The organism is Nocardia sp. NPDC051900, from assembly GCF_044452545.1.
Classification (GTDB): domain Bacteria; phylum Actinomycetota; class Actinomycetes; order Mycobacteriales; family Mycobacteriaceae; genus Nocardia; species Nocardia sichangensis.
Map to the genome: position 1 here is coordinate 55,267 of NZ_JBITBU010000004.1, position 22,168 is coordinate 77,434.

The window sequence follows — 22,168 nt, forward strand, 5'->3', positions numbered from 1 at the left end:
GCGACGAGCTGCTCCTGAGATCAGCGGTACGGTTGCTAGGTCTGGTAAGCCTAACCTATCTTCTCGGACAGGCGGGCATGGCCGAATGTCCGCCGCGCCGCGCGACGGAGCCGATCCCCAAGGAGGTTCGATGACCGAGCTCATCACCACGCCACATCGCTCGACGACGGCGTTCGGACGCGCCTGTGCCCGGCTGCGCGCGCTGCAACCGGAGCACCCGCGGGTCTATGCCGTCGCCGCGATCGCCGAGCAGGGCAAACGACGCTGGTGGCAGCTGGCGGACGGAGTGCGGGAGGGGCGCGTCGAACTCATGTACCGGCGGCATGCCGCGGAGATGATCAGTGCCGGCATCGCGGCGGAAGTGGTTGCCACGGCGCTGATCCACGCGATAGCCGGTCGGGTGGTCGCGCTGCTCGTGGCGGAAGGGCGGGCCTGGGATCCGGGCTTGGAGAACCTCTGGATCCATACCGACAACGACGGCGGAATCGACTGGGCGGGCTTGTCGGACACCACGATTCGCGTGATCGACGGTGATCCGCTTGCGGGCGGTCCCGGTGTGGTCGCCTTGCCGTGCCCGGAGGCGATGTACGTCTGGCTCGCGCATCGCTGCGAGCCCGCGCTGACCGTCGTCCAGCGGAACCTGACTCGCTGCTCCGGTTTGAGCGCCGGGCGGTTCTGGTCCCTCGTCGGTGAATCCGTCGCGGGCGCTTCGACTTACGTGCCCGATCTGGCGCGGACCGATTCCGTCACCGGCGCGCGTCGTGGCCAGGCGCTCTTGGCGGCGATGGCCGAGCGCGGGCTGCCCGTGCGGCGATCGGGTTCTTGCTTAGTTAGGTAAGCCTGACCTATACTCACCTCCGGCGTACGGATCGCGCGAGAGTCCCGAGGGCTGCGGTGACCCCCGATCCCGTGCCGCGGCGGGCTCCACTTCCGGTGGGGCCCGCCGCTCTGTGTCGATCTCTTCGGCGGGGCACCGCCCTGGCCTGCGGATGAGGCCGCGGCGTTGCGCGCAGGGTGCTGTGCGACAGTGAATACATGACACAGCAGGAGACTCGCCAGTTCGGCTCCCTGGCGGACGTCACGCCCGAGCAGATGAACGCTTACAGCGAAGGCACCTTCGCCGACCTGATCGGCCTGCGCTACACCGAGCTGAGCCCCGATCGCGTGCGCGGCGAGTGGGTCGTGAAACCGCATCTCTACCAGCCCGCAGGCATCCAGAACGGCGGCGTGTACTGCACCGTCGTCGAGACGCTCGCCAGCATCGCCGGCGGCGTCTGGTTCGGCGACCAGGGCACGGTCGTCGGCGTGAACAACAACACCGATTTCCTGCGGGCGGTGCGCGAGGGCACCCTGACAGGCGAGGCGACCCCGCTGCATCGGGGCAGGCTGCAGCAGCTGTGGCAGGTCGTCATCACCGATGAGCAGGGCCGCGCCGTGGCGCGCGGTCAGGTGCGACTGCAGAATCTGCCGCATCGGTCCTGACCGCTCGACCGGCGACGGCGGAACGGGCGTGCCAGAATGTGCGTCACCCGTCACTGTGAACCGGTGAGGAGCCCGGATGCGACTGTCACCGCATGAGCAGGAGCGCCTGCTGCTCAGCTACGCCGCCGAGCTGGCCCGGCGCAGGCAGGCGCGCGGACTCAAGCTGAACCATCCCGAGGCGGTCGCGCTGATCACCGACCACGTGCTGGAAGGCGCGCGGGACGGGCGCACCGTCGCGGACCTGATGTCCTCGGGACGGACGGTCCTCACCCGCGACGACGTGATGGAAGGCGTGCCGGAGATGATCCCCGACGTCCAGGTCGAGGCGACCTTCCCGGACGGCACCAAGCTCGTCACCGTGCACCACCCGATCGGATAGGCGGACGGTATGCGGTTTGCGAGCGCCCCCGAGCCGGACCGAGGCCCGGCGTGATCCCCGGCGAATACCTTTGCGCCGAGGGCGTCATCGAACTGAACGTGGGCGCGCGGCGCCTCGAACTCGACGTGGTCAACACCGGCGACCGGCCGGTGCAGGTCGGCAGCCATGTGCATTTCCCGCAGGCGAACACGGCGCTGGAGTTCGACCGCGCGGCCGCGCACGGCCACCGCCTCGACATCCCGGCCGGGACCGCGGTGCGCTTCGAACCCGGCCTCGGGCAACGGGTAGGGCTGGTGCCGCTGGGCGGCGCCCGCGAGGTGCACGGGATCAGCTCGACCCCACCGGGCCGTCTCGATGGCTAGTGCGTGTGCGGCCCCGCAACGGGGCGGCGCGGAGTACGCGGGCTCAGGAGGTAGGACGCGATGAGTGAGCTGAGCCGGGCGCGGTACGCCGAACTGTTCGGACCGACGACGGGCGACCGGATTCGTCTGGCGGACACCGATCTGCTGATCGAGATCACCGAGGACCGCAGCGGGGGACCGGGGCGCGCGGGCGACGAAGCCGTGTTCGGCGGCGGCAAGGTCCTGCGCGAATCCATGGGCCAGTCCCGCGCGACGCGCGCCGAGGGCGCTCCCGACACCGTGATCACGGGCGTGGTGATCATCGATCATTGGGGAATCATCAAGGCGGACGTCGGTATTCGTGACGGACGGATCAGCGCGATCGGCAAGGCGGGCAACCCCGACACCATGACCGGGGTGCACCCGGACCTGGTCGTCGGGCCGTCCACCGAGGTGATCTCCGGCAACGGCCGCATCCTCACCGCGGGCGCGATCGACTGTCACGTGCATTTCATCTGCCCGCAGCTGTTGGAGGAGGCGCTCGGCGGCGGCATCACCACCCTCATCGGCGGGGGCACCGGCCCGGCCGAGGGCAGCAAGGCGACCACCGTGACGCCCGGCGCGTGGCATCTGGCGCGCATGCTGGAGGCCACCGACGGCTGGCCGGTGAACATCGTGCTGCTCGGCAAGGGCAACACCGTCAGCGCCGAGGCCATGTGGGAGCAATTACGCGCGGGCGCATCGGGTTTCAAGCTGCACGAGGACTGGGGCTCCACGCCCGCCGCGATCGATGCCTGCCTCACCGTGGCCGAGGCGGCGGGGGTGCAGGTGGCGCTGCACTCGGACACGTTGAACGAGGCGGGTTTCGTCGAGGACACCCTCGCGGCGATCGCGGGCCGCGGCATCCACGCCTACCACACCGAGGGCGCGGGCGGCGGCCACGCGCCCGACATCATCACCGTCGCCGCCCATCCCAACGTGCTGCCCAGCTCCACCAACCCGACTCGTCCGCACACGATCAACACCCTCGACGAGCACTTGGACATGCTAATGGTGTGCCACCACCTGAGCGCGTCGATCCCGGAGGATCTGGCCTTCGCCGAAAGCCGCATCCGCCCCTCCACCATCGCGGCCGAGGACCTGCTGCACGATCTCGGCGCCATCTCGATGATCGGCAGCGATTCGCAGGCCATGGGCCGCATCGGAGAGGTGGTGCTGCGCACCTGGCAGACCGCGCACGTGATGAAGCGCCGCCGCGGCGCGCTGCCGGGCGACGGCGCCGCCGACAACGCCCGGGTCCAGCGCTACGTCGCGAAATACACCATCTGCCCGGCCGTCGCGCACGGCCTGGACCACGAGATCGGGTCGGTCGAGGTGGGCAAGCTCGCCGATCTGGTGCTGTGGGAGCCGGCGTTCTTCGGTGTCCGCCCGCATGCCGTCCTCAAGGGCGGCGCGATCGCCTGGGCCGCGATGGGCGACGCCAACGCCTCCATCCCCACGCCGCAGCCGGTGCTGCCGCGCCCCATGTTCGGCGCCGCCCCGGCGGCCGCCGCCGCGACCTCACTGCATTTCGTCTCCGAGCAGGCGATCGAGGACGGCCTCGCCGACCGGTTGCGGGTCCAGCGCAGACTGGTTCCGGTCCGCGACGTCCGTGGCGTGCGGAAGACGGATCTGCCGAACAACGACGCCATGCCGCGCATCGAAGTCGAGCCGGACACTTTCACCGTCCGCATCGACGGCGAGGTCTGGCGCGAACAACCCGCCACCGAATTGCCCATGGCCCAGCGCTATTTCCTGTTCTGACCGGCGCGGGTACGGGTTCGACCGATCGGTCGGTCCTCGCCGGGCTTGCCGAACTCCTCGATCAGCACCGGATACTGCTCCCCGCCGTGTCCCGCGACGCTCTCGCCGACTACATCGACGCCGCCGAGCGAACGGCCGCCGACAACTACCCGCCCTTCGCCGCCTCCGCTTGAACACCTTGCGAGTCGCGCACGGCTGCGACGAGGTACGAGAGGACGTCTCAATGGTGTGCTACTCGTGGACGCCGGGGTTATAGTCCGCTGGACCTGGAGCAAGGGAGGGAAGCATGCCTCGACCGGGCGAGCGTAAGGCGGCGCGTCGGGCGCTGACGGGTGTGGTCGGCGCGGGGACGTTTCTGGCCGCGATGTTCGTGACCTCCGCGGCCGCGCCGCTGCCGTCCGACGGCGGTGTCACGGTCACCTTGAACGACTACTGCCAGGATTCCGGTGCGGTGGGCCGCCTCGCCGACGGCCGGACCGTCTACTGCACGCAGGTACAGAACACCGACGCGTTCGTGTGGTCCTTCAGCCGGAATCCGATCCCTCGCGACCCGAATACGCGCGGCTACACCTGCGACGGCGATGCCTGCCACTGGCCCGACGGCACCGCCGTCCCCAACTATCAGCGATGCGGTGTTCTCTGCGGCGAGCCGCCCACCAATGGCGACGTGCAGAGCGGACTCTACGACTGCCTCCGAGCCGGAGCCGAATTCGAGGAGTGCGAACGCCGGATCCGATGAGGGGCACCTAGGAACGGATCCGAGAACTAGGTGAGCCGGTGCTCGTGGATCGGTGCGCTCAACCCGGTGCCGTTGAGGTCCAGGTACAGCAGGCGCTCGGTGACGGACACGGTCACGGTGTTGCGGCGTTCGGTCGCGGCGACGGCGGAATCGATGAAGTCGCGATCGAAGCTGTAGAGCGGTATCGCTTCGGCGCGATGGATGCGCTTGCCGGGGAGTTGCGCCAGCACCTTGGCCGGGTCGCGGTGAGTGTAGACGGCGACCCGGTCGGCGAGTTTGCTGCCTCGGTGCACCCGCTCCGCGTCCGGAGCGCCGACTTCGATCCAGGCGGTGAGGCGGCCGGTGAGGTCGCGCACCAGCACCGCTGGCTCGTCGGTGGAGGAGACCCCACCGTCACTGAAGGCGATGCCCTCCTCGTATTCGAGGCAATAGGCGAGCACGCGGGTCAGCATGAACTCCGCGGATTCGGACGGGTGCCGCGCCACCCGCAACTCCAGCTCCTGGTAGACGCCCCGATCGACGTCGGCCAACTGGACGGCGAAGTTGTGCAATGTCGCGCTGAGTGCCATAGCTGCAAGAGCTTATCGCCGCCCGGTGATCAGCCCCGAGGCAGCGCGGTAGCGATGATTTCGCAAGCTGGCGGCGATGGACTGGACGATCCGGTGTCCGGTGAATGTCATTGAGGACGCTTAGGATTCGGCGGTGACACTTACTCGTGACAACTTGGCCGGATACGTCGAGCGCGACCTCGACGCCGACCTGGCCAGATGGTTCGCCGATCGGCCGCCGGTCACCGTGCCGCAGGAGACCCGGCCGGTTGCGCCCTTCCTCGAACGGCTGGCGCCCGCGTCCGCGGCGGCGCTGGCGGCTTTCGATCGCCGGGTACGGTCCGGGCGGATGCCGCGGTTCCTGGATGTCCACGACTGGTCCTACGGTTTCGACTTCGCCGGAAATGACTGCGGCATAGTGGATTCCGACTACGAGACCGAGCTCACCGACGACGACGTGTATTCGATCGGCGCGGACGGCGGCGGCAACCTGTACGTGGTGCTCAGCAACGGGCAGATCGCGATCTGGTTCCACGAGGAGGAAGTGGTCGAGGAGGGCACTCGTTTCGACGACCTCGATGTCTTCCTCTGGTCGGTGGTGCGTTTCCACGCGGTGCGGGCCGGGGTGCTGGAGCGCGAGGCGGTCGAGGCGGACTTCCTGGCGCTGGGACAGGACGGCGCGCTCGAGCCGAACCTCGGGTTGCTGCGCTTGATGAAGTAGCGCGCGCTCAGTCTTCGCCCGCTCGCCGCTGAAACGGTAGCTCGGCTCGGAAGACGTCCCGCAGCCAGGGAGCTCGGCGGTGATGCGGGCGGCTGCGGTCGGCCCAGAGCGGATTGGATTCGTCACGGCGGTAGACCGCGAGTTGCCCGGCGATGCGGAAGTGCAGTCGGGTGGCTTTGCCGACCACCTCGCCATCGGTCGCCAGCGACTCCGGCGTGGGTAACTGCACGAAGAGTTCGGGCAATTGGCGTTCGCCGTAGACCTTGCTGTGGCCGATCGCCGCCAGCAACAGCGCGAGTACGGCGCGGGTGCGCGACCAGCGCAGATCGGCGCGCAGCCAGCGGATATCGAGTAGTCCGGCGTCGAGCCGGTCACGGAAGGCGGGCACCGCGCCGTGTGGGTGGTAGGGACCGTTGCCGACGAACAGGAACCACACCCGCTGCCAGCGTCCGTCCAGGCAGATCTCGATCGGCTCGGCCCGGTGCAGGGTCACCACGAGCGCGGCGGCGAAGGCGGGCCATTTGCCCCAGCGTGACTGCCACTTCTCGCGCAGCTGCACCAGGTCCGGATAGGCGCCGAGGCTGGCGGTGTTGATCAGATGCCGGGTGCGGGAACCGGTGTCGTCCTCGCATTCGACGCAGGCGATGTCCACCGCCACCGCCTCGCCGACGCCGGTGGCATCGATTACTTCGCGCAGGTCGTAGACGCCGAGATCGCGGGCGAAGTGGTTGAGCGTGCCGGTGGGGATGACGACCAGCGGCAGCTCGTGGCGCAACGCGACCGCGGCCACCGCGGCCACCGTGCCGTCACCACCGGCGACGCCGACCGCAAGCACCGGTTCGCCGTGCTCGGCGATGGCCCGCTCGAGCTGGTCGGCGCAGTCCAGATCGGGCTGCGTGCGCAGCACGGTGGCGGCGGGCAGGGCCGCGACCACGTCGTCGGTGGGATCGTAATTCGGGTCACCGGACACCGGATTCACCATGACCACCAGGCCTTTGCCCTCCACCAGCGCGGGCACTTCGCGAACCGGACGGGCCTGCGCCTCATCGGATTCGCGTACCGGCCACCAGCGTCGCGTGGCCAGGGCGACACCGGAACCCACGGCCGCTCCGACGAGCACATCGGAACTCCAGTGCACACCGGTGTGCACCCGAGAGTAGGCGACGGTGGCGGCCAGCGGGGCGACAGCCAGTGCGGTACGGGGACTCTCCAGAGCGACAGCGGTGGCGAATGCCGCGGCGCAAGCGCTGTGTCCCGAGGGGAAGGAGGAGGAGCGCGGGGTCGGAACGAGTCGCCGGTGCACCGGCAGGAGTTCGGCGGCAGGCCTGCGCCGGGCGATCAGCGACTTGAGGCCCACGTTGACGACGAGACTGGCTCCGGCGACGGAGACGACGCCGCGCAGCGCGGCCCGCCGCGGCGCGCCTTGGCGGGAGGCGAGCAGCGTCGCGAGAACCAGCCACAGTCCGCTGAAATTCGCGCTGCCGGTGAGCCGCAGCAATCCGTGGTCGACCACCGAGGCAGGCAGTTCGGCGACCGCGCCGCCGATCGCTCGATCGATTCGTCCGATGCCGTGAAACTTCCGGCGCACCCAGCTACTCACTCGTCCGACATTACCGATCACCGCGCACACAAACGTGGACGCACAGCGGACTCCCGCGGTGTCGGCGAGGCCTAGGGCTCGGCGAGAGGTCGTGGAGCCGACACATGCCACGAGAACCGATGTTGCGAAGGAATTCTCGAGAAGCCGACTGCCAGTTGCCGGGAATTCGAAAGGGACGCCGATAAGACGACCGTCGGTGCGGGCGGTGACAATGATCGCCGTCAGCGTGGCGGCTACGGGTTGACAGGGCGATGTGTCGATCCCGGCTCCCGCATGGCAGCTCGGCGGCGCCCGCGGTCGCGACGATTTGTGGTCGCCGGATCTTCTGATCGCCGATTCGTCCGCACTCCGCGCAGCACGCGGCTATCGTAGCGATGCGAGATTGCTGAAAAGTTGCTGATGCGCCGCATCGGCGGGTGGGCGTGGCATGTCTCAGCTAGTGAAGCCATTGCCGGGCAGGGGATGCCGCAATGGCGTCGGTCGGCGCGAGGTGTGCGGCGGCGAGGTCCGCCATCGGCGACAGCGGCGCATGTGCAACCGATGGTTGCGCTATGCCCGGTGGTCGACTAACGTCAAGCGCAACCAAACGTTGCATATGGAGGTCGTGAATATGGAGTACGGCAGCATCGAACGCGAGATACACGTCGACGCCTCGCCCGAGGTGGTCTTCGAGGTCGTCAGCAGCCCGGAGCACATCTCGGAATGGTGGAGCGACGACGCCGAGTTCGATACGGCGCCCGGTGCGGTCGGCGAACTCGTCTGGGGCGACCGCGTCGATGTCGTCCCGATCAGGGTGGTGCGGGCCGAGCCGCCGCGATTGTTCTCGTTCCGCTGGTGCTATCCGGGCGGCGCGATCGACGATTCCGCCGCCTCGCTGCTGGTCACTTTCGAACTCACCCCGTCGGGCGCGGGTACCAGGATCCGGCTCACCGAGACGGGGTTCCGGGAAATGGGTTGGGAGGCGGCGAAACTCGAGGAGCAGTACCGCGACCACAGCGTGGGATGGGACACCTTCGTCCCCCGCCTCGGGGAGTACATCGTGCGGCTGGTGTCGACGCCGTGACCGCCGCGGTCGACGACGACCTGTGGTCCGCCATCGGGGACCCGATGCGCAGGCGGATGCTCGATCTGCTCCTCGCGGAGGGGAACGGCACGGCCACCAGCCTCAGTGAGCGGCTGCCCGTCACGCGGCAGGCGGTCGCCAAACATCTCGTCGTGCTCGACCGCGTCGGTTTGGTGCACGGCACGCCCGCCGGGCGGGAGCGGCGGTACCGGGTGGACGAGGCGCAACTGGCGCGCGCGGTCGCTCAGTTGTCCGCGGTCGGGGCGGCGTGGGACGCCAGGCTCCGGCGTATCAAGCGCATCGCGGAGGCGATTCAGCGCAGACAAGACCAGCAGTGAGATCACGCGGTTGCGAGAACAACGGAAAGAGGAATCGAAATGGTGGACATTCTGCACAAAGTGGGCATCGAGTCGCCGGTGGACGAGGTCTACGCCGCCTTGACCACCACCGAGGGGCTCGCCGGGTGGTGGACGGCCGATACCGAGGGGGACGGCGGCGAGCTCGGCGGCTTGCTCGAATTCCGCTTCGCGGCAGGTGGATTCGACATGCGGGTGCGCGAGCTCGACCCGGGAAAGCGAGTGCTGTGGGAGGTGGTCGGCGGGCCTGATGAGTGGATCGGGACCCAGGTGGACTGGAGCCTCGAGCAGGCGGGCGACTACACCACCGTGCTCTTCGCCCACCGGGGGTGGAAGGAGCCGGTGGACTTCATGCACCACTGCAGCACCAAGTGGGCGGTCTACCTGCTGAGCCTGAAATCGCTGATCGAAACCGAGAAGGGCGCTCCGCATCCCCACGACGTCAAGATCGACAGCTGGGATTGACGCGCCGCGCGGGAAGTTCGGGGGCACCGCGACGGCATTTCGCACCGGCGGCATCGCCACCGGTGCGGATGCTGTCGCCCGTCGGCCGGTCGGCGTACCTTGCCGTGAGCCGTTCGAGCTCGATGGCCGCACGTTTCCGATACGCGGTCAGGGGGTGAGGATGGTCTTCCCGATGGCCGTGCGGTCTTCGAACGCCCGATGGGCGGTCGCCGCTTCGGTCAGGGGCAGCACCGTGCCGATGACGGGGGTGAGTTCACCGCGCACCGTGAGGTCCTCGGCTCGGCGGGCCAGCTCCGGCCACCGTTGCGGGCGATATCCGAGGCTGAAGGGAATCAGCGAGGCGCCGACCGGTAGAAGTTGCTCCGAGCTGATCTCGACCGCGACGCCGCTGGCCGAGCCGAAGACCACCATGCGGGCGCGCGGTTTCGTGAGCAGGCTGTAAGCCTCCCGAGCCGTCTGTCCGCCGACGGTCTCGAGCACGACCGACACCGGACCGGCCTCCTCGGTCCATCCCGGTCGCGTGTAGTCCACGGTGGCATCGGCGCCGAGGTCGGCGGCCAGCTGCCGCTTCGCGGTCCCGCTCGCACCGGCGACGACCCGGGCTCCGGCTCGTTTGGCCAACTGGATCAACAGGGTTCCGATTCCTCCGCCTGCCGCCTCCACCAGAACCGTGTCCTCGGGCCCGATTTCCGCGGCTTCGATCAATCCAACGGCCGTCGCGCCCTGGCCGAGCAGCGCGAGGGCTTGATGCTCGCCGAGGCGATCGTCGAGCGGTACGGCCGCCGCCGCCGGAATGCGCACCAGCTCCGCGTAACTGCCGGAGGCGACCGTGCCGACCACTCTTTCGCCGATGCGGCGGGTCTCGACGCCGGGACCGACCGCGGCCACCGTCCCGGCTACTTCGATGCCGGGCGTGTGCGGCAGCGGCAGGCCGAGCGGATCCGGGGTCACCCCGGCGCGCACCTGCACCTCGAAGTAGTTGACTCCGGTGGCCGTGGCCCGGACGAGCAGTTCGCCCTCGCCCGGCGTGGGATCGTCGACCTCCTCGACTCGCAGCACTTCCGGGCCGCCGTACTCGTGATAGCGGACTGCGCGCATGGGATTCACCTTTCCGAATACGGACTGTCGGTCCGTTTAGCGTGCCGCTATGATACGGACTACGGGTCCGCTTATGTCAACTGGGGAGGTCAGCGATGCGCGCCGACGCCGAACGCAACCGGGCCGCGATTCTCGCCGTAGCCGGGCGTCTGATCTGCGATGAGCAGCGCGACAACGTCTGCATGGACGAGATCGCGGCAGCCGCCGGAGTCGGGAAGGGCACGCTGTTCCGCCGATTCACCGACCGCGAAGGGCTGATTCGCGCGCTGTTCGACGACCGGACCGGCCGGGCTTGGGCGGCCGTCCGCGACCTCGCCGCGGATCCCGCCGTGCCGGTGGACGAGCGGATACAGACGTTCGTCGCCACGGTGTTCGACCTCACGGTGGTCGAGTTGCAACCGTTGACGCGCGCCCTGCCCGACGGCTGTCGGTCCGAGACCTGGGCGCCGTGGCGGGCGCTGCTGGCGGAGTTGATCGCCCAGGTCGTCCCGGATGCCGACGCGGAGTTCCTGGCCATGGCGATCTTCGCGAGCATGCGTCCGGAGATCACCGACATGACCTCCCCGCAACGCCATCGGGAGGGCGTGCTCGCCTTGACGGCTCGCGTTCTCGGGGCAGGGTAGCGGCGTCGATCGCCGCCACCCTGCTCGCGAGCGCCCGGTCAGGCGCCGACGTAGGCCGCGAGATGTTCGCCGGTGAGAGTGGAGCGGGCGGCGACGAGGTCGGCGGGAGTGCCCTGGAAGACGACCCGGCCGCCGTCGTGTCCCGCCCCAGGACCGAGGTCGATGATCCAGTCCGCATGCGCCATGACCGCTTGGTGGTGCTCGATGACGATGACCGACTTGCCGGAGTCGACGAGCCGGTCGAGCAGGCCGAGCAACTGCTCGACATCGGCGAGATGCAGGCCGGTGGTCGGCTCGTCGAGGACGTAGACGCCGCCCTTCTCGGCCATGTGCGTGGCCAGCTTGAGCCGTTGCCGCTCGCCGCCGGACAGCGTGGTGAGCGGCTGACCGAGGCTGAGGTAGCCCAGCCCGACGTCGGCGAGCCTGCTCAGGATGGCGTGCGCGGCCGGGGTGCGGGCGGCCTCGGTGCCGAAGAACTCCTCGGCCTCGAGCACCGACATCGCGAGCACTTCGCTGATGTCGCGGCCGCCGAGGTGGTATTCCAGCACCGACGCCTGGTATCGCTTGCCCTCGCACTCCTCGCAAGTGGTGGCGACACCTGCCATCATCCCCAAATCGGTGTAGACGACGCCCGCGCCGTTGCAGGTGGGGCACGCTCCTTCGGAATTGGCGCTGAACAGCGCGGGCTTCACCCCGTTGGCCTTGGCGAACGCCTTGCGGATCGGCTCCAGCAATCCGGTGTAGGTCGCCGGATTACTGCGCCGCGAGCCGCGGATGGGCGCCTGATCCACCGCGACCACGCCTTCGCTCGCGGGGATCGACCCGTGCACCAGCGAGCTCTTGCCGGACCCCGCCACGCCGGTGATGGCGACGAGCACACCCAGCGGAATGTCGACGTCGACATCGCGCAGGTTGTTCGCTTTCGCGCCGCGGATCTCGAGCTTGCCGCTCGGCTCGCGCACGGTGGCCTTGAGCGCGGCCCGGTCGTCGAAATGGTGGCCGGTGACGGTGCCGCTGGCCCGTAGCCCCTCGACGCTGCCCTCGAAGCAGACGGTGCCGCCCGCCGTGCCCGCTCCCGGACCGAGGTCGACGACATGGTCGGCGATCACGATCGTCTCCGGCTTGTGCTCCACGACGAGCACCGTGTTTCCCTTGTCCCGCAGCCGCAGCAGCAGGTTGTTCATCCGCTGGATGTCATGGGGATGCAGGCCGATGGTCGGCTCGTCGAAGACGTAGGTGACGTCGGTCAGCGAGGAGCCGAGGTGGCGGATCATCTTGGTGCGCTGGGCCTCACCGCCCGATAGTGTGCCGGAGGGCCGGTCCAGCGAGAGGTAGCCCAACCCGATCTCCACGAACGAGTCGAGAGTGTGCCGCAGCGCGCCCAGCAGCGGCGCCACCGACGGCTCGCTGAGGCCGCCGACCCATTCGGCGAGGTCGCTGATCTGCATCGCGCAGGCGTCGGCGATGCTGATGCCCGCGATCTTCGACGAGCGCGCCGCCTCGGTGAGCCGGGTGCCGTCGCACTCGGGACAGGTCGTGAAGGTGACCGCGCGGTCCACGAACGCCCGGATGTGCGGCTGCATCGCCTCCCGGTCCTTGGACAGGAACGACTTCTGGATCTTGGGGATCAGCCCCTCGTAAGTGAGGTTGACCCCCTCGATCTTCACCTTGGTGGGCTCCTTGTAGAGGAAGTCCTGCATCTCCCTCTTGGTGTACTTGCGGATCGGCTTGTTCGGATCGACGAAACCCGACTCCGCGTAGACCCGCACCGTCCAGAAGCTGTCCGACTTCCAGCCCGGGATGGTGAACGCGCCTTCGGCGAGCGACTTGGAATCGTCGTAGAGCTGGGTGAGGTCGATATCGGACACCGAGCCCCGGCCCTCGCAGCGCGGGCACATCCCGCCGGTGATGCTGAAGCTGCGGCGCTCCTTCACGGTCCTTCCGGAACGTTCGGTCGTGACCGCGCCCGCCCCGCTGATCGAGGCGACGTTGAAGGAGAAAGCCTGGGGCGAGCCGATGTGCGGCTTTCCGAGCCTGCTGAAGAGAATGCGCAGCATGGCATTGGCGTCGGTGGCGGTGCCGACCGTGGAGCGCGGGTCGGAACCCATGCGTTGCTGATCGACGATGATCGCGGTGGTCAGCCCCTCGAGCACGTCGACCTCGGGCCGTGCCAGCGTCGGCATGAAGCCCTGGACGAACGCGCTGTAGGTCTCGTTGATCAGCCGCTGCGACTCCGCGGCGATCGTGCTGAACACCAGTGAGCTCTTGCCCGAGCCGGAGACGCCGGTGAACACCGTCAGCCTTCGCTTCGGAATCTCGATGCTGACATCCTTGAGGTTGTTCTCGCGCGCGCCGTGCACGCGGATCAAATCGTGGCTGTCCGCGGCGTGCGGCGCGGGCGACTGCGTGTCCGTCGTCGTGGCCGTGCTCATCGTGTCTCCATCTGTCGGGCGGGGCCGCCTGCGCGGTCGGCGTCGCCGGGCTCGGTTCGATCGGTTCGCGCCGGGCGGTCAGCGCAGCTGCTGGATGCGGATCAGGTTGCCCGCGGGATCGCGGACGGCGCAGTCGCGCACCCCGTACGGCTGCTCGGTCGGCTCCTGGACGATCTCCGCGTCGTTGGCCGCCAGCCGTTCGAAAGCGCCATCCAGATCCTTGGTTGCCAGCAGGATGCCGCCATAGGTGCCCTTCGCCATCATCTCGGTGATGGTGCGGCGCTCGTCGTCGGTGATGCCGGGATCTGCGCCCGGGGGATGCAGGACGATGGATGTTTCCGGCTGGCCGGCGGGGCCGACGGTGAGCCAGCGCATCCCTTCGTACCCGACGTCGTTGCGGACCTCGAAGCCGAGGATGTCGCGGTAGAAGGCGAGGGCCGCGTCCGCGTCGTCGTGCGGCAGGAAGCTCGCGTGAATGGTGATGTCCATGGCAGTCAGGCTAATTGCGGCTCGGTAACCGGTGCTTCTCGATTCCTGATCGGTCTGGTCACCTGTTTCGACACGCACGAGGGGATCCCCGCCGTGGCGCGCGCCGCCTCGCGCCGGTAGACGCTCGGCGGCACACCGACCAACTCGGTGAAGCGGGTGCTGAAGGTGCCCAGCGACGAGCAGCCGACCGCGAAGCACACCTCGGTGACGCTGAGGTCGCCCCGCCGCAGCAGCGACATCGCTCGTTCGATGCGCCGCGTCATCAGATAGGAGTACGGCGACTCGCCGTAGGCGAGCCGGAACTGGCGGCTGAGGTGCCCGGCCGACATGTGCGCGTCGCGCGCGAGCGCCTCCACGTCCAGCGGCTGCGCGTACTCGCGATCGATGCGGTCGCGAACGCGGCGCAGCCGCGCGAGGTCGTGCAGGTGCTGCGTGGCGGCGGGTCGGCTGGTCACTTACGCGATCGTGCCACATGGCGGTGACAATCCGAGGTGCTACCAGAAGGTCGCCGAGAGCTCGTACTCGGCGAGCGCGGACCGCACCAGCTCGGTGAGCTGCTCGGTGTCCAGCAGGGCAGGCGGGTGGAACCCCATGACGCGCATCGTGATCTTCTCCGCGGCCTCGACCAGCGCGACGTACAGATTGCCGCCGCGTTCGGTCACGACGCTCCGCGCGTCGAGGCTCTGATTGACCAGGCCGATCATCATCGCCGAGGCCGGGCTGCCGTCGATGCGCAGGATTTCGGGGTCGAGCTTGCCGAGGCTGGAGCACACCGTGGAGGCGGGGTCGGTGGCGGCTTGGCGGGCCAGCCGGGCATACCGTCCGCGCGGCAGCGCCACCGCGACCGGGATCAGCGGCGGGACGTCCTGCCCGCTGGCCGCGGCCGCGGTGAGCTTTTCCTTCATCACCGCGCGCAGCGGAGCGAGATCGGCCGGTGCGCAGTCGCGCACGTCCACTTCGAAGGCGATGGAGGTCAGAGCGTTCGCCCGAAGATCGTCGGCGGTGCGGGTGCTGACCGGCATCATCATGCGCACCCGGCCCTCTTCGTCGGTGCGGCCGACCTCCGTCGCGATGGCGGTCATCATCGCCACCGCCAGGGTGGTGCCGGTTCCGCCTCGGGCCCGTGCCGCCGCATGCCACAGCTGCGCCGGGACCGTCGCGGTGACGGTCGGAAGCCGGAAGTCCGGCGCGTCGCCGGCGGTCCCGGTCCCGCCGCCGCGCCCGGTGACGGCCAACCGCAGCGCCAAACCGGCGGCGGAGGGTAACGACCTGGCTCGCCGCGCGGCATCGCGGAGATCACCGGCGAGCAGGCGTATCCGGCCGAATTCATCTGTGCGGTAGGACAAGTCGAGTCGCTTGTCCGCGACGGCGTCCGTGACCGCCGTGCAGAACGCGTGGCCGTCCGCGAGCGTGTGGGAAACCAGCAGCGACACCACGCTTTCCCCGTTGTCGAGGTGGGTCGCCGCCAACCGCCACGCGGGCCCGCCGAAGGTACGCAACTCGGCATTTCCCTGTTCGGCGATCCAGGCCTCCAGATCGCCCGAGGGAATGGGCTCCTCGGCGACCTCGAGCGGGCTGAATTCGACTCGGGTGGTCCACCGGTCCCCGGCGGCGGGGATCATCGCGGGCGCGACCGCTCTACCCAGCCTGCCGTGCCGCAACGCCTCGTGGAAATGCTCGAGCGCCGCCAGATCCACCGCACGGTCGTAGCGCCAGACCGCCTGTATCGCGAGGGTTCCCCCTAGCGCGGAGTGCCCACGGGCACTCACGCAATCGATATCGGTCAGGCGGTAGGTCACGCGAATCTCCCCTCGAGTACCGGACACCGGGGCGGGTCCGCACCGGCGTCGTCGCCGCCACAACTCGGCGCTACGACGATGAAGATCGTCCGAATGTCCGGTTTCGAGCTGTTCGGCCAACCAAGAGCATCCGGCCTGGCAACGCCGTGGTCAACCCTACTGGCGGGTTCGGTGATCACGGCACCCGGCGATGCGCCGCGCAAGCGGGTTCGGCCGCGGACGCCTTCGCTGTCCAGCGCGAACGGCTGAGCCGCCCGCTGTCCGGCCGACCTGCGGAAGGCGCCGGAGGGGGCGAGGCGGCCGAACCCGCGACGGCTCGAGCTGGACGTCTGACCACTTCAGCAACGGGTGGGGACTGTGGCCGGCTTCCGGTGCGGTCAGGCACCCGGAGTGTCGGCGGCGAAGATCTGTCGGGCATGTCGTGCGGAGTCGGTAGCCGACCACGGCGCCAGCGCCGTCGTGAACATCAACTCACACCACGACAGCGCGGGCACGGTCCCTCCGGCGAGGGTCGCGATCAGCGAGAGTTCGACATCGTGCCCCGCCCACGCGGCAAGCAGCCACGCCGTGTCGAGCCTGCCCAGGAACTCGTCGGTGCTGTCGGGTGGTCCAGGGCGGGCGTCGACTGCCAGGTGTACGACGGCGGCGACGGCGTGGCGTAGCCGGGCGTCGAGTTCGCCGCCATCGTGGACCAACAGCCCTTCCAGCGCGGTGCGCAACGTGGCGCCCGCATCGATGTGCCGGACGGTGTCGGTGGATGCGATGTCGCCGATCATCGGCGTGTCCTCCTCGGGCTCTGGCGAACCGGGGCCGACGCCACGTAAGGGCGTACGCCGAAACCGGAGCGGCGGTCTACGAGACCGGCCAGCGAAGCGGTGCTCCACTCGAGCCATCCGTAGGTGCTGCACCAGCCACGCGCCGGATTCTCTTTGGTGACGATGAATTCGAGGGCGAGGCCGGTGAGCACGGCGGTACGTTGCAGCGCCCTGATGTCGAGCTGCCGGTCGGTGACGATCAGGCGCAGCAGCGCATGGCCGAGACCGGCCTGCGTCTTCGCCTGGCCCGCGAGCCAGATGCCGCGCGCCGCGGCGGTTGTCGGGGCGGAGGCGGGCCGGCCTGCCACCATGTCGTCCGGCGGTGGTTCGAGGGGGCCGTACCACAGCGGCCTGCCTTCGGCGGCGCACACCGCGAATGTTCTTCGTTCGTCGTCGCCGCTGGCCGCCAGTGTGATGCGCGGCGTGGGATGAGCGTGTGCGGACAAGTCGGAATGCTCCTGTTCTAGTGATGACGGAGTTCGATCCGCCGGTGATCGGCTCGAAAATGAAATCGTGGATCGTTCCCGGGAATTTCTCGACCAAGATCTAATGCAATCCGCCCGGGTATGTCCATCTTCCCGACGCACCCTTTTGCGGATACATACCGCGCAGTGTCCGCCCTGGCGAGGATTTCTTCGGCGAGTGGTGATCCGGTCGGCGAGGAACGGAAGTTGCGGCGGTGCCGGTCGCCGGGAGGAATGAAAAGTACTGTAGGCCAACCCGTTACCGCAGTGCACATACGGTGTGTGATCTGTCTAACATGCCGGTCCAGTTGGTTTCATATCGTGATCGAATGCATTTAACATCGGTGCGCAGAAGATCTTCCCGGGGGTTGCTGCGGCAATGTAGCCCTGGCTTGTTCTTTTCAACGATCCGGACGCCGGAGGGGATTGCGGTCGCCGTCCTCGCTGGCATCACCTTTTCCTTCGATGTGTCCCGTCGTTCAACACAGTTGTCAGAGGAGTGGATCAGTGACGCACCGAGTATCGGGCAGAATCGACAGTGGCCGCCCCGAGCCGCCCAGCTTCGGAAGTATGCTGCGCCGGCTACGTGACGAACGCCGGGTGTCGCGGGAGAAACGCGCGTTCGCGGCCGGAGTGAGCGCGAGCTATGTCGCGCACCTGGAAAGCGGCGAGCGCGCCCGTCCCACCATGGTCGTCGTGGAGGCGTTGGTCGGTTATCTGAAACGGGTGAAAGCGCTGACCGATGCGGAGCGCCGCCACTTGTACGAGTTGGCCGGTCTCTCGATCAGCAGGTCGCCGTCGATAGCCGAGTTGTGCGCCGAGATCACCGAGGACATGCGGCAGGCGCTCGTCGCGCAGGAGCCGGGCCTTGCGGGCTTCGTCGATACCCGATGGAATGTTCTCGCCTGTAACAGGCCGTTTGCGCGCGCGTTTCCCGGCCTGGTGGACGACATGAACATCCTGCGATGGTTTTTCGGCAACCCGCTGTCGCGCCGGGTGATCGTGGAATGGGAGCGGGAGGCCGGTCTGATGGTCCGCTGGCTGCGCGGCCTCATCGGACCGGCGGCGGAATCGGAATGGCCTGCGGATCTGCTCGCCGAACTCGCCGAGTACGCCGACTTTCGCCGGATGTGGGCAGAAGGAATAGCCGTTTACGGCAGAGAACGGCCCGCGATGCATTTCCGTGATAACGAGACCGGAACACAGCACGCGGTGCATGTTCAAGTCTTCCGTCTGGACTCGGGCAACTATCCGGGGTGGATTCAGTACTACCTGGGCACCTCGGTGCCGCAACGCGCTCCCAGCGCGCTGCTGGAGTTGCCGATCTGCGGCGCCGCGAACCCGTAGCGCGGCGCACCGCGGACCACGAACTCGTTGCGGAGCAGGCCCAGGGCCACGGTGGCACCCGCGGATGCAGGGCTTCGGGGACGGCTTCACCTCGTGCGATCGCGCGGCCCAGGAGGGTCGGCCATGGGGCCGGCGTCGGTAGATGATGTTCGTGTCGGTCCCGGCCCGTGCCTCGACCTCGTCCATGGTGAGTGCGGCGTATCCGGATTCGAGGTGCGATCAATGCAACGTTCGGGACCGTGGTCACGATGAGTTGGCCGTGCAAGGGAATGCGATTGTGCGCCAAGCGCCTTCAACGGCGGGTTTCGGCGCCTACACCGTTGTCGACGTGGAGACCTCGGGTCTGCGGGCCGAAGAGCATCGGGTGCTTTCGGTGGCGGCATTGGTCCTGGACGCAGACGGCCAGGTCGTCCATGAATTCCATACGCTGGTCGATCCGGGCTGCGACCCGGGGCCGGTGCACATCCATGGCCTGACGACCGAGATCTTGCGCGGCTCACCGCGATTCGAGCACGTGCGCGAACCTCTTTCGGCCCTGCTGGCGGGCCGGGTGATGGTCGCGCACAACGCGCACTTCGACTACCGATTCCTCGCCAGCGAATTCGGCAGGACCGGCGCCGATCTGCCGGTGGGGCGCCGATTGTGCACGCTTGCCCTCGCGCGGCGGGTCGCGCCGCCGACGCCGGATTGCAAACTCGGCACGCTCGCGGCCTATTACGGGATTTCACGCTCGAGAGCGCACGACGCGTTGGACGACACCCGCGTCCTGGCCGGTGTGCTCAGAGCGCTGATCGCCGATGCGGCGCGGCTCGGCATCACGCCGCCTCTGCTGCGCTGCCCACCGAAGGAGAACTACCAGAGCGCGTGGGGTCTGCCGACCGAGCGGACGGGCCCGAAAACACCGTGTCCTTACACGTATCCGGGCCGGTTCGAGACCGGTGGCGCCCTCGTCCAGGGAATGAAAGTCGCCTTCACCGGCGATACCGCGACCGATCGGGACGTCCTGGTCGCCCGTGCCGAAGCGGCCGGACTAGAGGTGACCAGCGCGGTGAGCGGTCGCACCAGTGTGCTCGTCACCAACGCGCCGAATTCGACCAGCGGCAAGGCTCGCAAAGCCGTCGAGGTCGGCACCCCGATCGTCAGCGAGAACAGATTCCTGTTGTTGCTGGAGCGTGTCGAGCCGGGTGAGCGCAAGGACGATCAGGTGGCGCGGACTTCCTCGACACGTCGTCGACCGTCGCGTGTGCCGGTTGCACCCGGTGGCCCCTTGGCGGGACGCCGGGTGCTGGTGCTCGGTGGAACGCATGGCGGTGCCGCCGCAGTCCGGTCACGGATCGCCGAGCTCGGCGGCTCCGCGGCGGTGAACATGTCCGGGCGGGTAACCGACGTGCTCGCGCTGACCGGAGGGCACGCCGACCGGCGCTGCGTACGGGCCGCCGAACTAGGCATCCCGGTGCACGGCGCCGAATTGCTCTCGGCGCCGCAGCCTTCCGACGCGTCGTCGGCATCGCGTCGCGCGGGCGCCGAGCCTCTTGCGCTGATTCGTGGTCAGGTGATCGATCTACCGATCGACGACTTCGGCATCGATTGGACGATCCGGGCGTCGTGGGCCTACAGCGGCAGCGGGGCGGTTGACCTGGTCGCGTTCCTCGTCGACGGTGATGAGCAGGTGGCGGGTGACGACGACTTCGTCTTCTACAACCAGCCCGAGACGCGGGGCGTGCGTCTCATCGCCGAGGGGCCCGACGAGCAGTCCGTCGCGATACGGCTGGATCAGCTGCCGCGATATTGCCGCCGGATCGTGCTGGCCGCCGCGTTGGACGACGCGGAGGCCACCTTCGGTGATGTCGGCGCGATCGAGGTCGAGGCGATGCCGGGCGCGGAGGCAGGCGTTGTCGCGCGCGCGACGATGGACGCGGCCACCGAGGAACGGACGTTGGTGCTCGCCGAGGTCTACCTGCGTGGCGACGTCTGGCGGTTGCGTGCGGTGGGCCAGGGTTATCCGACGGATCTCGCGGTGCTGGCGCGCCGGTACGGGGTGGATGTGGCGGAGTGACGTCGCGGTGGCGGCGAGCATGCCGAAAACCGCTGTCGTCCGCTGTCATCCGGCTTCGCCACTGTCGCTGGATTTCCATCGGGTGGCGCGCTGTCGAACACTTGCGCAACTGATTGACGTACCCCGATGGGCGGGTTTCTAATGATGGATGGCGCAATTCGTGCGCCGGTCGACCGACGAAGCGAGGTGAGCGGCAGATGCCGGATGACAGTATCGACGTCTACAGCTGGGCCGCTCTCGCGAAACAGGTTGCGCCGGCGCGTCGTTGATCCGCGTGCGTGATCGCCCGCCGGGCAACGGCGCCCATCGGCCGACGCGGTACGACCCTCAACCTTCGTCATCTCTCCGGCGCGTAAGAGCGGCGCGTCCGGGTTCGGCCGATACGTGGCCCCCGACCCGCGGCGCCGCCCGATCACGTCGCTGCTCGCCCCTGCGTGCGTCCTCGGTACCGGAGGAGCGCGCCAGCCCCGCACGATAGCAAGTATTGGAGCATCCACTATGGCCACATTGCCAGAGAAGGCCGAAACATCGCCTCGCACAACAGATCCGGAACGGCGACAGCAGGCCGGATCCGCGGTGCGCTCCTTCCGCGGGCAGCGGTAGTCGATGACGACCTTTCTCGGTGCCGTGACCGCCGACCACTTCGATACCGAAGTGCTCCAGCAGCATTGGATTCCGCTCGCCGCCGACGACGCCGACACCGCGGCGGTGCTGCGGGAACGGCTCGGCATCGACTTCACGTCCGCACGCGATCAGGTCCTGGAGACCGACAGCTTTCGCTACTTTCCGGTGACGGCCGGATTCCAGCGTGGCGAGAACATCGAACAGGAGACGATCGTCTTCGCCCTTGGCGGTGAATTCCTCGTGACGCTGCAGCCGTCCGAGCATTTCGTCCCCTTCGACAAGGCGGTCGCGAAGATGCGGCGCGACCCGGCGCTCGCCGGCTCCGCGCACGGCGTGATGTACGCGCTGCTGTGGGCACTGAACGAGGCGTCGGAGCGGGTGCTACATCATGCGGGTGACGCCATGGAGGCGTTGCGCGACGAGATCGAGCGGACGATCACGGGCCGGGACCGGCGCGAGATCGAGCTCGCCGACCTGCGCGGCGTGATGTCGCGGATGAACGCGACCGAACGCATCGTCTCGCGCACTCAGGAGACCCAGCGGCAGCTGGCCCGCGCCGCGCGGCATCTGATGGCCGACACGTCGTCAGGGAAGGCGGAACTCGACGAGGCGATCGGCATCCTGCTCGCCGACATCGACGGGGTGGGGCAGTATGCGGGCTCGGCGTACGACAACGTCCGCTTCTTGCAGCAATCCGTGACGATCTGCCTGAACGTGCGGCAGAGCGAGATCGTCAAGGTGTTCACCGTCACCACCGCGGTCGTCCTGCCGCCCGTTCTGGTCGTCGGCTGCTACGCCGCAGGTCTGCTCGACATCGCCGAATTGCCCTGGCAGCTGAGCCTTTTGATCACCGTGCTGCTGGCTCTGGCGGCGGCGGTGATTCCATCGGCCTATCTCGAGAAGCGGGGCCTACTGCGCTGAGCC

Annotated in this window: 23 protein-coding genes; 14 read left to right on the forward strand and 9 right to left on the reverse strand. The window is 68.5% G+C overall.

Translation table 11 applies throughout. The annotated features are described in order from the left end of the window. The first annotated feature begins 130 nt into the window (after positions 1-130). The 6 genes from ACIA5H_RS07475 to ACIA5H_RS07500 all read left to right on the forward strand — a co-directional run bounded on the left by ACIA5H_RS07475 (position 131) and on the right by ACIA5H_RS07500 (position 4,744). Positions 131-838: a hypothetical protein gene (locus ACIA5H_RS07475; protein WP_356968562.1), complete on the forward strand. Its 708-nt coding sequence runs from the start codon at positions 131-133 to the stop codon at positions 836-838. A gap of 254 nt (positions 839-1,092) precedes the next feature. Next, positions 1,093-1,482 (forward strand): PaaI family thioesterase, encoded by a 390-nt coding sequence (locus ACIA5H_RS07480; protein WP_379255825.1) that lies wholly within the window; start codon positions 1,093-1,095, stop codon positions 1,480-1,482. 76 nt (positions 1,483-1,558) lie between these two features. Then, positions 1,559-1,861 (forward strand): urease subunit gamma, encoded by a 303-nt coding sequence (locus tag ACIA5H_RS07485; protein WP_039797870.1) that lies wholly within the window; start codon positions 1,559-1,561, stop codon positions 1,859-1,861. A 50-nt stretch (positions 1,862-1,911) separates the two neighbouring features. Next, positions 1,912-2,223 carry an urease subunit beta gene (locus ACIA5H_RS07490; protein WP_379255734.1) on the forward strand — a complete coding sequence of 104 codons (312 nt, stop codon included), beginning with the start codon at positions 1,912-1,914 and terminating at the stop codon, positions 2,221-2,223. Positions 2,224-2,283: 60 nt separating this feature from the next. Further along, positions 2,284-4,005 carry an urease subunit alpha gene (locus ACIA5H_RS07495; protein WP_379255732.1) on the forward strand — a complete coding sequence of 574 codons (1,722 nt, stop codon included), beginning with the start codon at positions 2,284-2,286 and terminating at the stop codon, positions 4,003-4,005. Between the two features lie 286 nt (positions 4,006-4,291). Further along, positions 4,292-4,744 (forward strand): hypothetical protein, encoded by a 453-nt coding sequence (locus tag ACIA5H_RS07500; protein WP_397074600.1) that lies wholly within the window; start codon positions 4,292-4,294, stop codon positions 4,742-4,744. 26 nt (positions 4,745-4,770) lie between these two features. Here ACIA5H_RS07500 and ACIA5H_RS07505 read toward each other — a convergent pair whose 3' ends face one another. Further along, entirely contained in the window at positions 4,771-5,313 is a 543-nt protein-coding gene (locus tag ACIA5H_RS07505; protein WP_379255731.1) for a YaeQ family protein, read from the reverse strand. Between the two features lie 133 nt (positions 5,314-5,446). Between ACIA5H_RS07505 and ACIA5H_RS07510 the strand changes: the two genes are divergently transcribed. Next, positions 5,447-6,013 (forward strand): hypothetical protein, encoded by a 567-nt coding sequence (locus ACIA5H_RS07510; RefSeq protein WP_397074603.1) that lies wholly within the window; start codon positions 5,447-5,449, stop codon positions 6,011-6,013. A gap of 7 nt (positions 6,014-6,020) precedes the next feature. Here ACIA5H_RS07510 and ACIA5H_RS07515 read toward each other — a convergent pair whose 3' ends face one another. After that, positions 6,021-7,613, reverse strand: coding sequence for a bifunctional phosphatase PAP2/diacylglycerol kinase family protein (locus ACIA5H_RS07515; protein WP_379255727.1), 1,593 nt, complete (start codon positions 7,611-7,613; stop codon positions 6,021-6,023). Between the two features lie 595 nt (positions 7,614-8,208). Here ACIA5H_RS07515 and ACIA5H_RS07520 point away from each other — a divergent pair. From ACIA5H_RS07520 to ACIA5H_RS07530, 3 genes are read left to right on the forward strand one after another with little or no spacing between them, the layout of a single operon-like run. Further along, positions 8,209-8,676 carry an SRPBCC family protein gene (locus ACIA5H_RS07520; RefSeq protein WP_397074605.1) on the forward strand — a complete coding sequence of 156 codons (468 nt, stop codon included), beginning with the start codon at positions 8,209-8,211 and terminating at the stop codon, positions 8,674-8,676. Then, a complete protein-coding gene (locus ACIA5H_RS07525; RefSeq protein WP_356968549.1) occupies positions 8,673-9,014 on the forward strand; it encodes a metalloregulator ArsR/SmtB family transcription factor in 342 nt (113 codons plus the stop codon). Before ACIA5H_RS07520 ends, ACIA5H_RS07525 begins: the two co-directional genes overlap by 4 nt. A gap of 39 nt (positions 9,015-9,053) precedes the next feature. Continuing rightward, complete coding sequence (locus tag ACIA5H_RS07530) at positions 9,054-9,497, forward strand: SRPBCC domain-containing protein (protein ID WP_379255722.1); 444 nt, start codon at positions 9,054-9,056, stop codon at positions 9,495-9,497. Between the two features lie 147 nt (positions 9,498-9,644). On the opposite strand, the gene ACIA5H_RS07535 is transcribed toward ACIA5H_RS07530, so the two are convergent. Then, a complete protein-coding gene (locus ACIA5H_RS07535; RefSeq protein ID WP_397074608.1) occupies positions 9,645-10,595 on the reverse strand; it encodes a zinc-binding alcohol dehydrogenase family protein in 951 nt (316 codons plus the stop codon). Between the two features lie 95 nt (positions 10,596-10,690). Here ACIA5H_RS07535 and ACIA5H_RS07540 point away from each other — a divergent pair, with 95 nt between their 5' ends. Beyond that, positions 10,691-11,218, forward strand: a complete 528-nt coding sequence (locus ACIA5H_RS07540) for a TetR/AcrR family transcriptional regulator (RefSeq protein ID WP_397074610.1) — start codon at positions 10,691-10,693, stop codon at positions 11,216-11,218. Positions 11,219-11,256: 38 nt separating this feature from the next. Here ACIA5H_RS07540 and ACIA5H_RS07545 read toward each other — a convergent pair whose 3' ends face one another. The 6 genes from ACIA5H_RS07545 to ACIA5H_RS07570 form a co-directional block, all read right to left on the reverse strand. Next, positions 11,257-13,650 (reverse strand): ATP-binding cassette domain-containing protein, encoded by a 2,394-nt coding sequence (locus tag ACIA5H_RS07545; protein WP_397074613.1) that lies wholly within the window; start codon positions 13,648-13,650, stop codon positions 11,257-11,259. 78 nt (positions 13,651-13,728) lie between these two features. Then, positions 13,729-14,139: a VOC family protein gene (locus ACIA5H_RS07550; RefSeq protein ID WP_355078459.1), complete on the reverse strand. Its 411-nt coding sequence runs from the start codon at positions 14,137-14,139 to the stop codon at positions 13,729-13,731. A 5-nt stretch (positions 14,140-14,144) separates the two neighbouring features. Then, on the reverse strand, positions 14,145-14,594 hold the full coding sequence (locus ACIA5H_RS07555; protein ID WP_355078458.1) for a helix-turn-helix transcriptional regulator: 450 nt from the start codon (positions 14,592-14,594) through the stop codon (positions 14,145-14,147). A 39-nt stretch (positions 14,595-14,633) separates the two neighbouring features. Then, positions 14,634-15,938 (reverse strand): hypothetical protein, encoded by a 1,305-nt coding sequence (locus tag ACIA5H_RS07560; RefSeq protein WP_397074616.1) that lies wholly within the window; start codon positions 15,936-15,938, stop codon positions 14,634-14,636. A 377-nt stretch (positions 15,939-16,315) separates the two neighbouring features. Next, positions 16,316-16,714 (reverse strand): hypothetical protein, encoded by a 399-nt coding sequence (locus tag ACIA5H_RS07565; protein WP_379255714.1) that lies wholly within the window; start codon positions 16,712-16,714, stop codon positions 16,316-16,318. After that, positions 16,711-17,199 (reverse strand): hypothetical protein, encoded by a 489-nt coding sequence (locus ACIA5H_RS07570; RefSeq protein WP_364436561.1) that lies wholly within the window; start codon positions 17,197-17,199, stop codon positions 16,711-16,713. Before ACIA5H_RS07570 ends, ACIA5H_RS07565 begins: the two co-directional genes overlap by 4 nt. Before the next feature lie 588 nt (positions 17,200-17,787). Here ACIA5H_RS07570 and ACIA5H_RS07575 point away from each other — a divergent pair. The 3 genes from ACIA5H_RS07575 (at position 17,788) to ACIA5H_RS07585 (ending at position 22,165) form a co-directional block, all read left to right on the forward strand. Further along, positions 17,788-18,564, forward strand: a complete 777-nt coding sequence (locus tag ACIA5H_RS07575; protein ID WP_397074619.1) for a helix-turn-helix transcriptional regulator — start codon at positions 17,788-17,790, stop codon at positions 18,562-18,564. A gap of 259 nt (positions 18,565-18,823) precedes the next feature. After that, positions 18,824-20,620, forward strand: a complete 1,797-nt coding sequence (locus ACIA5H_RS07580) for a TerD family protein (protein ID WP_397074621.1) — start codon at positions 18,824-18,826, stop codon at positions 20,618-20,620. A gap of 606 nt (positions 20,621-21,226) precedes the next feature. Further along, a complete protein-coding gene (locus tag ACIA5H_RS07585; RefSeq protein WP_397074623.1) occupies positions 21,227-22,165 on the forward strand; it encodes a CorA family divalent cation transporter in 939 nt (312 codons plus the stop codon). Positions 22,166-22,168: the final 3 nt, after the last annotated feature.